General features: G+C 74.0%; 14 protein-coding genes. 6 read left to right on the forward strand and 8 right to left on the reverse strand.

Going from position 1 to position 13,072, the window contains the following annotated elements; translation table 11 throughout:
• Window positions 1-127 precede the first annotated feature (127 nt).
• The 3 genes from ACFWJB_RS14210 to ACFWJB_RS14220 are packed head-to-tail and all read left to right on the forward strand — an operon-like array spanning window position 128 to window position 3,326.
• Complete coding sequence (locus ACFWJB_RS14210; protein ID WP_386922380.1) at window positions 128-1,513, forward strand: glycosyltransferase family 4 protein; 1,386 nt, start codon at window positions 128-130, stop codon at window positions 1,511-1,513.
• Window positions 1,507-2,241, forward strand: coding sequence for a class I SAM-dependent methyltransferase (locus tag ACFWJB_RS14215; protein ID WP_386922382.1), 735 nt, complete (start codon window positions 1,507-1,509; stop codon window positions 2,239-2,241). Before ACFWJB_RS14210 ends, ACFWJB_RS14215 begins: the two co-directional genes overlap by 7 nt.
• The gene (locus ACFWJB_RS14220) at window positions 2,238-3,326 is read left to right on the forward strand and encodes a prenyltransferase (protein ID WP_386922384.1); all 1,089 of its coding nucleotides are present in this window, start codon (window positions 2,238-2,240) and stop codon (window positions 3,324-3,326) included. The genes ACFWJB_RS14215 and ACFWJB_RS14220 overlap by 4 nt, the downstream gene beginning before the upstream one ends.
• Before the next feature lie 16 nt (window positions 3,327-3,342).
• On the opposite strand, the gene ACFWJB_RS14225 is transcribed toward ACFWJB_RS14220, so the two are convergent.
• The 6 genes from ACFWJB_RS14225 to ACFWJB_RS14250 all read right to left on the reverse strand — a co-directional run bounded on the left by ACFWJB_RS14225 (window position 3,343) and on the right by ACFWJB_RS14250 (window position 8,629).
• Window positions 3,343-3,630, reverse strand: a complete 288-nt coding sequence (locus ACFWJB_RS14225) for a hypothetical protein (protein WP_385467906.1) — start codon at window positions 3,628-3,630, stop codon at window positions 3,343-3,345.
• 107 nt (window positions 3,631-3,737) lie between these two features.
• Window positions 3,738-4,595: a hypothetical protein gene (locus ACFWJB_RS14230; RefSeq protein WP_386922387.1), complete on the reverse strand. Its 858-nt coding sequence runs from the start codon at window positions 4,593-4,595 to the stop codon at window positions 3,738-3,740.
• Window positions 4,596-4,753: 158 nt separating this feature from the next.
• A complete protein-coding gene (locus tag ACFWJB_RS14235; protein WP_386922389.1) occupies window positions 4,754-5,743 on the reverse strand; it encodes an N-acetylmuramoyl-L-alanine amidase in 990 nt (329 codons plus the stop codon).
• A 96-nt stretch (window positions 5,744-5,839) separates the two neighbouring features.
• Complete coding sequence (locus ACFWJB_RS14240; RefSeq protein ID WP_189228049.1) at window positions 5,840-6,103, reverse strand: hypothetical protein; 264 nt, start codon at window positions 6,101-6,103, stop codon at window positions 5,840-5,842.
• Between the two features lie 37 nt (window positions 6,104-6,140).
• Complete coding sequence (locus tag ACFWJB_RS14245) at window positions 6,141-6,791, reverse strand: class I SAM-dependent methyltransferase (RefSeq protein ID WP_385467917.1); 651 nt, start codon at window positions 6,789-6,791, stop codon at window positions 6,141-6,143.
• Between the two features lie 98 nt (window positions 6,792-6,889).
• Window positions 6,890-8,629, reverse strand: coding sequence for an MFS transporter (locus tag ACFWJB_RS14250; protein WP_385467921.1), 1,740 nt, complete (start codon window positions 8,627-8,629; stop codon window positions 6,890-6,892).
• 256 nt (window positions 8,630-8,885) lie between these two features.
• Here ACFWJB_RS14250 and ACFWJB_RS14255 point away from each other — a divergent pair, with 256 nt between their 5' ends.
• Complete coding sequence (locus tag ACFWJB_RS14255; protein WP_386922392.1) at window positions 8,886-9,746, forward strand: MaoC/PaaZ C-terminal domain-containing protein; 861 nt, start codon at window positions 8,886-8,888, stop codon at window positions 9,744-9,746.
• 88 nt (window positions 9,747-9,834) lie between these two features.
• Here the strand turns inward: ACFWJB_RS14255 and ACFWJB_RS14260 are convergent, their stop codons facing one another.
• Together ACFWJB_RS14260 and ACFWJB_RS14265 are read right to left on the reverse strand one after the other, a co-directional pair.
• A complete protein-coding gene (locus ACFWJB_RS14260; protein WP_385469985.1) occupies window positions 9,835-10,002 on the reverse strand; it encodes a hypothetical protein in 168 nt (55 codons plus the stop codon).
• 97 nt (window positions 10,003-10,099) lie between these two features.
• Complete coding sequence (locus ACFWJB_RS14265) at window positions 10,100-11,263, reverse strand: hypothetical protein (RefSeq protein ID WP_386922394.1); 1,164 nt, start codon at window positions 11,261-11,263, stop codon at window positions 10,100-10,102.
• Window positions 11,264-11,461: 198 nt separating this feature from the next.
• Between ACFWJB_RS14265 and ACFWJB_RS14270 the strand changes: the two genes are divergently transcribed.
• Both ACFWJB_RS14270 and ACFWJB_RS14275 read left to right on the forward strand, forming a co-directional pair.
• Window positions 11,462-12,328 (forward strand): Nif3-like dinuclear metal center hexameric protein, encoded by an 867-nt coding sequence (locus ACFWJB_RS14270; protein WP_385469981.1) that lies wholly within the window; start codon window positions 11,462-11,464, stop codon window positions 12,326-12,328.
• Window positions 12,325-13,068, forward strand: coding sequence for a zinc ribbon domain-containing protein (locus ACFWJB_RS14275; protein ID WP_385469987.1), 744 nt, complete (start codon window positions 12,325-12,327; stop codon window positions 13,066-13,068). The genes ACFWJB_RS14270 and ACFWJB_RS14275 overlap by 4 nt, the downstream gene beginning before the upstream one ends.
• Window positions 13,069-13,072 lie beyond the last annotated feature (4 nt).

Genomic DNA, 13,072 nt, shown 5'->3' on the forward strand with positions numbered 1-13,072 from the left:
TCCACTCGTCACAGGGCCCTTACCTGCCGGTAGATTCGAGGCCTCTGACGATCAAGTCTGAAACTTGTTCCAGATTAACGTCCCGGCGTAGTGTCGCGGGACGAAGCAGGGAGAGAGGGGCCCGGGAGTGACCGCTGAGGCCAGTCAGGCGGGTCCCCGTCAGGAGGTCGCCGCCGACGGCTTGCGACCCCTCCGCATCGCGCTCCTCACCTACAAGGGGAACCCGTTCTGCGGCGGCCAGGGCGTCTACGTCCGCCATCTGTCGCGCGAACTGGCCCGCCTCGGCCACCGGGTCGAGGTCATCGGCGCCCAGCCGTACCCCGTGCTCGACGAGGGGCACGACGACCGGCTGTCCCTCACCGAGCTGCCGAGCCTCGACCTCTACCGGCAGCCCGACCCCTTCCGCACCCCGAAGCGCGACGAGTACCGCGACTGGGTCGACGCCCTCGAGGTCGCCACCATGTGGACCGGCGGCTTCCCCGAGCCGCTGACGTTCTCGCTGCGCGCCCGCCGCCATCTGCGCGCCCGCCGCGGCGACTTCGACGTCGTCCACGACAACCAGACCCTCGGCTACGGCCTCCTCGGCGACGTCGGCGCCCCCTTCGTCACCACCATCCACCACCCCATCACCGTGGACCGGCAGCTCGAACTGGACGCCGCCGACAGCCGCAAGCGCCGCCTGTCCGTGCGCCGCTGGTACGCCTTCACCCGCATGCAGAAGCGCGTCGCCCGCCGCCTGCCGTCCGTGCTCACCGTCTCCGGCACCTCCCGCCAGGAGATCGTCGACCACCTCGGCGTACGGGGCGACCGCATCCACGTCGTCCACATCGGCGCCGACACCGACCTGTTCTCGCCCGACCCGTCGGTGCCGCAGGTGCCGGGCCGGATCGTGACCACGTCCAGCGCGGACGTCCCGCTCAAGGGCCTGGTCTTCCTCGTCGAGGCGCTGGCGAAGGTCCGCACCGAGCAGCCCGACGCCCACCTCGTCGTCGTCGGCAAGCGGCCCGCCGAGGGGCCCGTCGCCCAGGCGATCGAGCGGTACGGGCTCGAAGGCGCCGTCGAGTTCGTCAAGGGCATCTCGGACGCCGAACTCGTCGACCTCGTGCGCTCGGCGCAGGTCGCCTGCGTGCCGTCCCTGTACGAGGGGTTCTCGCTGCCCGCCGCCGAGGCCATGGCGACCGGCACCGCGCTGCTCGCCACGACCGGCGGGGCCGTTCCGGAGGTCGCCGGCCGCGACGGGGAGACCTGCCTCGCCGTGCCGCCCGGCGACGCGGGCGCACTGGCCGCCGGCCTGAACCGGCTGCTCGGCGACCCGGAGCTGCGCGCCCGGCTCGGCGTGGCCGGACGCGACCGCGTGCTGCGGCACTTCACCTGGGCCCGTGCCGCCGAGGGCACGGTCGCCCGCTACCGCGAGGCCATCGGCCCCGCCGCCACGACCACCCCGAGGATCGTGCCCGCGACCCCGACCCCCAGTGACACCGGCGTCTATCCCGAAAGCAGGGCCACGTGCTGACCGTCGACTTCTCCCGGTTCCCGCTCGCCCCCGGCGACCGCGTCCTGGACCTCGGCTGCGGCGCCGGCCGGCACGCGTTCGAGTGCTACCGGCGCGGCGCCCAGGTCGTCGCGCTGGACCAGAACGGCGAGGAGATCCGCGAGGTCGCCAAGTGGTTCGCCGCGATGAAGGAGGCCGGTGAGGCACCGGCCGGTGCCACCGCCACCGCCATGGAGGGCGACGCGCTGGCCCTGCCCTTCCCGGACGAGTCCTTCGACGTCGTCATCATCTCCGAGGTGATGGAGCACATCCCCGACGACAAGGGCGTCCTCGCCGAGATGGTCCGCGTCCTCAGGCCCGGCGGGCGCATCGCCATCACCGTGCCGCGCTACGGCCCCGAGAAGGTCTGCTGGACGCTGTCCGACGCCTACCACGAGGTCGAGGGCGGCCACATCCGCATCTACAAGGCGGACGAACTCCTCGCGCGCATACGCGAGGCGGGCCTCAAGCCGTACGGCACCCACCACGCGCACGCGCTGCACTCGCCGTACTGGTGGCTGAAGTGCGCCTTCGGCGTCGACAACGACAAGGCGCTGCCCGTGCGGGCGTACCACAAGCTGCTGGTCTGGGACATCATGAAGAAGCCGCTGGCGACCCGGGTCGCCGAGCAGGCGCTCAACCCGCTGATCGGCAAGAGCTTCGTGGCCTACGCGACCAAGCCGCACCTCCCGCCGGTGGACGCCGCGTGACGTCGCCCAGGAGTCCCCGCACCCCCCGCACCGAACACCTCGTCCTGCCCGGCGTTCTCACCGACGAGCAGGCCGCGGCCACCGTCCGCGGCATCCTCGCCGTACAGCGCGAGGACGGCGCCATCCCGTGGTTCCGCGGGCACCACCTCGACCCCTGGGACCACGTCGAGGCGGCGATGGCCCTGGACGCGGCCGGCGAGCACGACGCCGCCGAGCGCGCGTACGCGTGGCTGGCCCGGCACCAGAACCAGGACGGCTCCTGGTACGCCGCCTACGCCGACGGCGACTTCGCCGACGTCACCGACCGCGGCCGGGAGACCAACTTCGTCGCCTACGTCGCCGTGGGCGTCTGGCACCACTACCTCGCCACCGGCGACGACACGTTCCTGGACCGGATGTGGCCGGTCGTCGTCGCCGCGACCGAGTTCGTGCTGCGACTCCAGCGGCCCGGCGGCCAGATCGGCTGGCGGCGCGACGACGACGGCACCCCGGCGAACGACGCGCTGCTCACCGGCAGCTCCTCCGTCCACCACGCGCTGCGCTGCGCCCTCGCCATCGCCGAGCAGCGCGAAGAGCCGCAGCCTGACTGGGAGTTGGCCGTCGGCGCGCTGCGGCACGCCATCCGCCGCCACCCGGAGCGGTTCCTGGACAAGGACCGCTACTCGATGGACTGGTACTACCCGGTGCTGGGCGGCGCGCTGACCGGCACGGAGGCCAGGTCGCGCATCGAGGAGGGCTGGGACCGCTTCGTCGTCCCCGGCCTCGGCGTGCGCTGCGTCGTCCCCAACCCGTGGGTGACGGGCGGCGAATCGGCCGAACTCGCCCTCGCGCTGTGGGCGGTGGGCGAGTCCGACCGCGCCCTGGAGATCCTCCAGTCCATCCAGCACCTGCGGGACGCCGAAAGCGGCCTGTACTGGACCGGGTACGTCTTCGACGACCAGGTCGTCTGGCCGCGCGAACTGACCTCCTGGACGGCCGGTTCCCTGCTGCTCGCCGTCGCCGCGCTCGGCGGCCACGAGGCGACCTGCCAGGTCTTCTCGGGCGACCGGCTGCCGAAGGGCCTCGACCCGGACTGCTGCGTCTGACCGGGAGGCCGGCGGGTCAGCGGTGGCCGAGCCGGCCGGCGATGGCGTGGCCGACGAAGAGGTAGACGACGGCGGCCAGACCGTACCCGGCGACGACGCGCGCCCAGGCCTCGTCGAACGTGAAGAGGTCCCGCGACCAGCCGGCCAGCCAGTCGGCCGCGTCATGGACGAACCGCACCAGGTCGTTGGCCCGGTTGGCGTCCAACAGGTACATCAGTATCCACAGGCCGAGGATGAAGGCCATGACGTCCGCGACGATCGCGATGGCCCGGCCCGCGGTGCTGGAACCGTGGTATCTAGACATGCCTTGCGTATGGCCCCGGAAGCCCGGGGGAAACCTGCGCGGACGGCCCCCCGCCCGGAACTGCGTCCGGACGGGGGGCCGTTGAGTCTGTTCGGATCCTTCGAAGGTCAGCCGCGCTGGATGCCCGAGGTGTCCTGGAGGACGCCGCGACGGCCGTCCTGCGTCTGGGCGACCAGGTTCGCGCCGCGCTGCTCGACGGCCAGGTACCAGGTGCCCGGCGCCAGTTCGGCGATCGGCGTCGGCGAGCCGTCCTCCGCGAACAGCGGACGCGGCACCGGCACGGCGAACCAGAACGGCGAGAAGTCCCCGGCCGGCTGGGCCTGCGCCTGCTGCGGCTGCGGGGCCTGCGGCTGCGGCTGGCCCTGCTGCGGCTGACCGCCGAACGACGGCTGGCCGGGCTGGCCGGGCTGACCCGGCTGTCCGCCGTACGGCTGCTGCTGCGCACCCGGGTAGCCGTAACCACCCTGCGGCTGGGCGCCGTAGGGCTGCGGCGCGGCCGGACGCTGGGCCGGCACGAGCGGGCTCCTGAGGGCGGGGACGAGCGGGGTGGCGAGGGCGGCGGCGGCCATGACCAGCGTCGCGATGAGGGCGAGGATCAGGCCCATGCCCGCGTCCGGACCGCCGGAGGAGCTGCCGAAGTTGTCCGTGCCGCCGGCCGGGTCGAAGACGTTGCCGAGCGCGCTCCACGCGGCGAAGATCGCGAAGGCGGCGCCGAACTGCCCGAGTTCGAGCCCCGCGATCTTCCGGGGCTGCGGCAGCCCCCGGGAGACCACGACGAGAGCGGCGGCGATGATGCCCGCGAGGACGACCCCCATCAGGACCGGGCCGCTTTCCCACAAGTTGGGCATTTCGACACTGTCGGGCACGCCGTCGATCGAGTAGAGATCGAGGAACGACGCGATGAACAGCAACACCGCTGCTCCGATCACCACGCCGTCGCCTCGAGTGAGGGAGCGGATATTCACTTCAGGTCCTTCGTAGGTCGTCTCGTCGTCGGTAGAGGCGTCGCTGTCACCATGTCGCCGTCGGGCCCTGATGGGAAGCGCGGGGGTGACCCCTCATCGTACGGACGACACTATCGTCCGTACGGCGGACCTGTCCGCAGGGATCTGCGCGGTGATCGCTACCCGCGCAGGAAACTCACGATTCCCTCAGACATCCCCTGTGCCGCCTTCTGCCGCCACTCGCCGCTGGTCAGCAGTGCCGCGTCCGCGCTGTCGCGCATGTTGCCGCACTCGATGAACACCTTGGGAACCGTTGACAGATTGAGACCGCCCAGGTCCGTGCGCGTGACGAGACCGGTACCGCCGCCCAGGTAGTTGGCGGGCGCGCTGCCCGTGACCCGGACGAAGTTGCCCGCGATGCGCTGGCCGAGTTCGGCGGAGGGAGCGACGATGGCGCGGGTGTCGGCGGCACCGTCGTGCACCCTGCCCGGCAGGATGACGTGGAAGCCGCGGTTGCCGGCCCCCGCGCCGTCGGCATGGATGGAGATCGCGGCGTCCGCACGCGCCTCGTTGCCGATCCGGGCCCGTTCGTCCACGCAGGGACCGAAGGGGCGGTCGCCGTCCTGCGTCAGTCTCACCGTGGCGCCCTGCTCCTCCAGGAGCGTGCGCAGCCGGTGGGCCACGTCGAGGGTGAACTTCGCCTCGGGCCAGCCCGCGTTGGTGGACGTGCCGGTCGTGTCGCACTCCTTGCGGTTCGTGCCGATGTCCACCTGCCGGTTGATCTCGGACGAGTGCCGGAAGTTGCCCGGGTTGTGCCCCGGGTCGATGACGACGACCTTGCCCTTCAGCGGGCCGGACCCGGCGGCGGGCGCGGACGCCCGCGGGGACGCGGGGGACGTGCCGTCCGCGGACGCGGGCGACGTGCCGGTGGGCCTCTTGGCGTCCGCGGTGGGGGACGCGGGACCGCCGGAGGACGGTGCCGGCGACGCCGACGCGCCGCTCGCCCGGTCCGTGCCGCCGCCTCCGTCGCCCGGGCCGCCGACCGCGGCGTACACCCCCCACCCGAGCAGCGCCCCGGGGACGAGCGCGGCGAGCGCCACGGTCAGCGGGCGGCGCAGACGGGAACGGCGGGGCTGGGGAGGATCGAAGTCCGGGCCTGTGTACGACACGTCAGCCACCTTAGAGGCCCCCGGCGGGCTCCGCAGGGCCCCCCGGGGCCCGCCCCGGACCCCGTCGCCGGACCGCGGCGGCGCACGCGCGCCCGGTCAGTCGTCGTCGGACTGCTGCTCGTGCCGGTAGGTGCCCCGGGCCAGCTCCTGGAGGAGTTCGTGCTCGGTCTTGCCCGTCACCCGCGCCATGGTGCGCAGCAGCTGCGCGCAGAGAGCCGCCGCGCCGTCCATCAGGGCCTCCGTCGCCAGCGGGTCCTCCCGGCGCCGCTCGGCGACGTACTCGGCCAGCAGGTCGTCCCCGGAGACGTAGGCGGTCATGAACTCGATACCGGTGCGGACGCGGTCGTAGTCGCTGCTCATGGCCGAACCATCGCACACGGACGCGTCGGAGGCGCCCTCAGATCCCCTTGCCCGTGCGCCGCAGGACGCGCAGCGAGTCGGTGGCCGAGACCTCGGTGAACGCGCCGGACGCGAGGGCGCGGAGGTAGACCCGGTACGGGGCCTGGCCGGTGAACTCGTCGGCCGGGTCCGGGAAGACGTCGTGGATGACCAGCAGGCCGCCGTCGGCCACGTGCGGGGCCCAGCCCTCGTAGTCGGCGTTCGCGTGCTCGTCGGTGTGGCCGCCGTCGACGAAGACCAGGCCGAGGGGGGAGTTCCAGACCGCCGCGACCCGGGGCGAGTGGCCGACGAGGGCCACCACGTGCTCCTCCAGGCCGGCCCGGTGGAGGGTGCGGCGGAAGGTGGGGAGCGTGTCCATCACCCCGAGCTCGGCGTCGACCGTCTCCGGGTCGTGGTACTCCCAGCCCGGCTGCTGCTCCTCGCTGCCCCGGTGGTGGTCGACGGTGAGCGCCGTGACCCCGGCCCGGCGGGCCGCGTCGGCCAGCAGCAGGGTGGAGCGCCCGCAGTACGTGCCGACCTCGAGGAGCGGCAGTCCGAGCCCGCCCGCCTCGGCCGCCGCCGCGTACAGCGCCAGTCCCTCGTGCGCGGGCATGAACCCCTTCGCGGCGTCGAAGGCGGCCAGGATCTCCGGCGTGGGTGCCGCGGGCATGGGGGTCCTCCCGGTGGTGCGTGCGTGCTGGCGCCCCATGCTGCCGCACCCCCCGCCGCGCGCCGCGACAGGGGGTGCTCCGGGGTGGGCGGCGCGGGTCAGGCGGAGACCGGGTCGCCCGGCAGGGACAGGTCCAGGTCGACCGGGCGCTCGTCACCCCCGTGGGTCGCCGCGTGGGCGAGCGGGCCGTGCCCCGCGGCACGGGCGGCCAGGACGTACGGGCCCTCGGCCGGCACGGCGAGCGTGTAACTGCCGTCCCCGGCGGAGAGCGTCGCGCCCGCCTGACGGCCGTGGCGGTCGATCAGCGTGACCTTGGCGCGGGCGACGGGCACGCCGTCGGCGGCCAGCACCCGGCCCCGGAAGCCCCGCAGCGCCTCCTCGGCGCGCGCCAGGTTCTCGTCCTCCTCGCTGCTCGCCCGCAGCTGCGTGGTGGCCGCCGGGCGCCTGCGCGGCAGGAAGAAGGCCAGCGCGAGTCCGGCGGCGACCGCGACGGTCGCGATCAGGAAGGAGATCCGGAAGCCGTGCATGGTCGGGACCGCCACGCCCCCGACGGTGGTCGAGGTGTTGGCGAGCACCATGCCGATGACGGCGCTGGACACCGACGTGCCGATGGACCGCATCAGGGTGTTGAGGCCGTTGGCCGAGCCCGTCTCCGAGGCCGGGACGGCGCCCACGATCAGCGCGGGCAGCGACGAGTAGGCGAGGCCGATACCCGCGCCGAGCAGCACCGAGGTGACGACGGTCTGCCAGGCGGCGCTCATCAGGCCGAGGCCGCCGCCGTAGCCGACCGCGATGACCAGCAGGCCGATGATCAGGGTGGTGCGCGGACCGTAACGGGCGGACAGGCGGGCGTACACCGGCGCGGTGAACATCATCGTCAGGCCCAGCGGGGCCACGCACAGGCCGGCGACGACCATCGACTGGCCGAGGCCGTAGCCGGTGGCGGAGGGCAGCTGGAGGAGCTGGGGCAGGACGAGGGAGACGACGTAGAAGGCGACGCCGACCATGATCGAGGCGAGGTTGGTGAGGAGCACCTCGCGGCGGGCCGTGGTGCGCAGGTCCACCAGCGGGGCCGCGACGCGCAGCTCCATCAGGCCCCACAGCAGCAGCACCGCGACGGCGGCGGCGAACAGGCCCAGCGTGGTGGCCGACCCCCAGCCCCAGTCGCTGCCCTTGGTGATCGGCAGCAGGAAGAGGACGAGGCCGGCGGAAAGGCCGAGCGCGCCGGGCAGGTCGAAGGAACCCCTCGCGCGCAGCGGGGACTCCGGTACGACCAGGAGGGTCAGGGCGATGGCGACGACGCCGAGGCCGGCGGCGCCGTAGAACAGGGCGTGCCAGTCCGTGTGCTGGGCCACCAGGGCGGCGGCGGGCAGCGCGAGGCCGCCGCCGACGCCGATCGAGGAGCTCATGAGGGCCATCGACGAGCCGAGCCGCTCGCGGGGCAGCATGTCGCGCATGAGGCCGATGCCGAGGGGTATCGCGCCCATCGCGAAGCCCTGGAGCGTACGGCCGACGATCATGGGCAGCAGGGCGGCGGTGAAGGCGCTGACCAGCGCGCCGGCCACCATCACGGACAGGCTGACGATCAGCATGCGCCGCTTGCCGTACAGGTCGCCGAGGCGGCCCATGATCGGCGTGGCGACGGCTCCGGACAGGAGCGTGGAGGTCAGGACCCAGGTGGCGTTGCCGGGCGTGGTGTCCAGGAGCCGGGGCAGGTCCTTGATGACCGGGACGAGCAGGGTCTGCATCACCGCGACGACGATGCCCGCGAAGGCGAGCACCGGGACGGTGGCCCCGCTCGCTCTGCGCGCTGTTTCGTCGGTCGTCGTGTGGGACATTGAGTGAGGCCTCCAGGCCGGGGAGTCGGGCGAATGCGATGCGTGACGTGTGCAGGCTGAACCTCGTGCGCCCGGGCAACTATTCCGTTGCTTCGAGTCCCTAACGATTTCTTGACCTTCTCTTGGGACGTGCCGTAACCGGGCCCGCGCGGACCGCGACCGGGCGCCCCGGTCCGGAGTGCGGCAGGACCCGTGTCCCGGGTGGCCGGCGTCCCGTACGGTCGTCGCCGTCCAGCACCGTGCCGACAGGAGACGCATGCCCATCGACGCAGCCCGGGCGCTCGCCGCCGCACCCCGCGTCCGCGAGATCGCCTGGGACCACAAGGACGTCCTGCTCTACCACCTCGGCATCGGCGCCGGCGTCCCCGCCACCGACCCGCGCGAGCTGCGCTACACGCTGGAGTCCCGGCTGCGGGCCCTGCCGAGCTTCGCCACCGTCGCGGGCGGCGGCCCGCCGGGCGTGATCGGCACGCTGTCCGTGCCCGGCGTCGACGTCGACCTCGCCCGGGTGCTGCACGGCGGACAGGGCCTCGAGATCCACCGGCCCGTCCCGGCGCGCGGCCGGGCGAGGGCGACCTCGCGCGTCGTCGCCGTGCACGACAAGGGCACGGCGGCCGTCCTCGTCCTGCGCACCGAGGCCGCGGACGCCGCGGGGCCGCTGTGGACCGACGAGGCCGAGGTCTTCGTCCGCGGGGAGGGCGGGTGGGGCGGCGAGCGGGGCCCGTCCGGCCGCCCGGCGCCGCCACCGGCCGGGGAGCCCGACCTGGTCGTCGAGCGCCCCGTCCGCGAGGGCCAGGCCCTGCTCTACCGGCTCTCCGGCGACTGGAACCCGCTGCACGCCGACCCGGCGTTCGCCGCGCGCGCCGGGTTCGGCCGGCCGGTCCTGCACGGACTGTGCACCTACGGCAGCACGCTGAAGACGGTCGTGGACACGCTGCTCGACGGGGACGTGACCCGGGTGCGCGCGTACCGCACGCGCTTCGCCGGGGTCGTGTACCCGGGGGAGACCCTGCGGGTGCGCATGTGGCGGGGCGACGGCGTCGTACGGGTGGCGGTCGGCGCCGTCGAGCGCGACGACGCGGCCGTCCTCGCCGACACCCTGGTGCGGCACGGCTGACCGCCGGGGCCCGCGCCGGCGACGACGACGGCCCCGCACGTCGCGAGCGACGTGCGGGGCCGTGTCTTCCGGTGTGCTCGGCGTGCCGTCAGGCCGCCGTTTCGGTCTCCTCCACCGGCTTGCGGTGGCGGCCGCGCGGCGTGGCCGCGTCGTCCTGGCTGGAGACCGGTCCTCGGTGCCGGCCGTGGCCGGTGTCGGTCGTTCGAACGTCGGCACCGGCGGCCTGGATCGGCTGGGTCGTGCTGGCGTCGTTCATCGGTAGGAATTCACCCCGTCAACATGATCTTTCCTGAAGCCGGGCGAGTGTAACCGGCACACCGCGGCCCGGATCCAGGCGGCCACGCCGACCGGCACTAGTTCGTTACAAGCCGTGCCAGAGGGGCCTGTTGCAGCGGAACCGGACGCGACGGAGCGGAGGCCGGAGCCTCCAGTCCCGCCGAAGTCCCCGGCTCCGTGGCGTCGGTCAGCCCGTCCTCGGCGAAGGGGACCGTCAGCCTGGCCACCCCGCACGGCGACTCCCGGGTGGCGTACGGCAGACGGAGCTCGCCGCCCGCCGTCCACGTCCCGGCCCCCGCCAGCCATCCCTCGGGCGCCGCGAGATGCCGCACCCGTCGTTCGACCGGCCGCCACACCCCGACCCAGCTGCCCAGCGCGCCGTCCACCCGCAGCGCCACCCCGCAGCGCTCCGGCGTCAGCATCTGACCCGGCTGGACCGCGAACGGCGTCACGGCGCAGTCCGGCAGCCGCAGGCATTCCGGGAACCGCACCGGCAGGGTGCTGCCCAGCACCCCCCAGCCCAGCCGGGCGTGCCCCGGCGAGGGCGCGTCCGAGCGGATCAGCACCAGCCCGCTGTCCGGGTCGGCCAGCAGTATCCGGTCGTCGCTGTCCGCGGCGATCTGCAGCAGCGGCGACACCTCGCCGCCGCACCCCAGGTCCACCACGACCGCCTTGGTGCGCCCGCCGGTCTCGCGGTCCACGGCCAGCATCCGCCCCTCGCGGTCCAGCCAGACCCCGCCCGAGCACCGGCCGGGGATCTCCGCGAGGTGCCGGGGCCCGGACGAGTCCCCCGCCACCTGCCACAGCGCCGTCGAGCGCGGGCCGACGGCCAGGGCGTACGCCCGCTCGCCGCCCGGCACCGGCGGCAGCAGCCGCGGCGGTGCGGTGCCGTCCGGGCACTCGATCGCGCCCAGCGGCTGCTCCCCGGTGCCGGGCCCGGTCGGGTACAGCAGCGCGAAGAGGTGCCGCCCGGCCGCGACGCGGTGGACCAGGACCCGCCCGTCGGCCATCGGCTGCACCTCGGTGCCGGGCTCCTCCGGCTGATGGCCGGGCAGCGGCACCGCGTACGGTTCCGGACCGTCCAGGGTCCAGCGCTCCGGGTACCAGGAGTCGCCGGCCGGGGCGAGGCGGGCGGCGTAGGCGCCCTCCGCGGTGATGGCGCAGGCCGCCCGCGGTGTCCCGGCGTTCTCCGGGCCGTCGTCCCCGTGGTCCGCCGAAGGCTCGATAGCACAGACCGTCATCGTTCGGTCACCTCCGGCGATGAAGCTAGTTTTCGTACGCACACGCGGGGGACCGGAGACGGCCTCCATCACACATACGGGTGGCGCAGGAACGGTTCGCCTGAGGAAAGCCGGAGGTGTGTGCTGGACGGTGCCGGTCCGCCCGGACCGGCCCGCGGCGGGTACAGCGGCCCAGAAGCTCCAGGTAGCCTTGCGTGCGTGCCCCGTCTGTCAGAAGTCATCGCCGCGCTGGAGAACCTGTGGCCCGCCGAGCGGGCCGAGTCCTGGGACGCGGTCGGCACCGTCGCGGGCGACCCCGACCAGGAGGTCTCCCGGGTCCTGTTCGCCGTCGACCCGGTCCAGGAGATCGCCGACGAGGCGGTGGAGCTGGGCGCCGGCCTGCTGGTGACCCACCACCCGCTGTACCTGCGCGGGACGACGACGGTCGCGGCCTCCACCTCCAAGGGCCGCGTGGTGCACACGCTCATCAAGAACGACGTCGCCCTGCACGTCGCCCACACCAACGCCGACACCGCCGACCCCGGCGTCTCCGACGCGCTGGCCGGCGCCCTCGACCTCCGCGTCGTACGCCCCCTGGTGCCGGACCCGTCCGACCCCGAGGGCCGCCGCGGCCTGGGCCGCGTCTGCGCGCTGGAGCACCCGCTCACCGTCCGCGAGCTCGCCGCCCGCGCCGCCGAGCGGCTGCCCGCCACCGCGCAGGGCATCCGGGTCGCCGGCGACCCCGAGGCGGTCGTCCGCACGGTCGCCGTCAGCGGCGGCTCCGGCGACAGCCTCTTCGACCACGTACGGGCGGCGGGCGTCGACGCCTTCCTCACCGCGGACCTGCGCCACCACCCGGTGTCCGAGTTCACGGCGGATCGCGCCCACAGTCCTCTCGCGCTGCTCGACGCCGCGCACTGGGCCACCGAGTGGCCCTGGTGCGAGCTGGCCGCAGCCCAGCTCGACGAGATCTCCGACCGCAACGGATGGGACCTCCGGGTCCACGTGTCCCGCACGGTCACCGACCCCTGGACCGCCCACGCGGCGTCCACCACGACAGCGAACACCATGGGAGCCCCCAACTGAACGCCGCGCCCGCCGACCAGATCCGACTCCTCGACGTCCAGGACCTCGACGTCCGCCTCCAGCAGCTCGCGCACAAGAAGCGGTCGCTGCCCGAGCACGCCGAGATCGAGTCGCTGACCAAGGACCTCACCCAGCTGCGCGACCTGCTCGTCGCCGCGCAGACCGAGGAGAGCGACTGCGCCCGCGAGCAGACCAAGGCCGAGCAGGACGTGGACCAGGTGCGCCAGCGCGCCGCCCGCGACCAGCAGCGCCTGGACTCGGGAGCCGTCACCTCCCCGAAGGACCTGGAGAACCTCCAGCGCGAGATCGCCTCCCTCGCCAAGCGGCAGGGCGACCTGGAGGACGTCGTCCTCGAGGTCATGGAGCGCCGCGAGTCCGCGCAGGAGCGGGTCGCCGAGCTGACCGAGCGGGTCGGCTCCGTGCAGGGCCGGATCGACGACGCCACCGGGCGCCGGGACTCGGCCGTCGAGGAGCTCGACGGCCAGGCGGCCTCGGTGGCCAAGGACCGCGAGGTGATCGCGGGTGCCGTCCCCGCGGACCTGCTGAAGCTCTACGACAAGCTCCGCGAGCAGCAGGGCGGCGTCGGCGCGGCCAAGCTGTACCAGCGCAGCTGCCAGGGATGCCGCCAGGAGCTGGCCATCACCGAGCTGAGCGAGATCCGCTCGGCGGCGCCCGACACCGTCGTCCGCTGCGAGAACTGCCGCCGCATCCTCGTGCGCACGGCCGACTCCGGGCTGTAGGGGG

Origin of the sequence: Streptomyces sp. NPDC127100, assembly GCF_042724095.1 — a bacterium.
Lineage (GTDB): Bacteria > Actinomycetota > Actinomycetes > Streptomycetales > Streptomycetaceae > Streptomyces.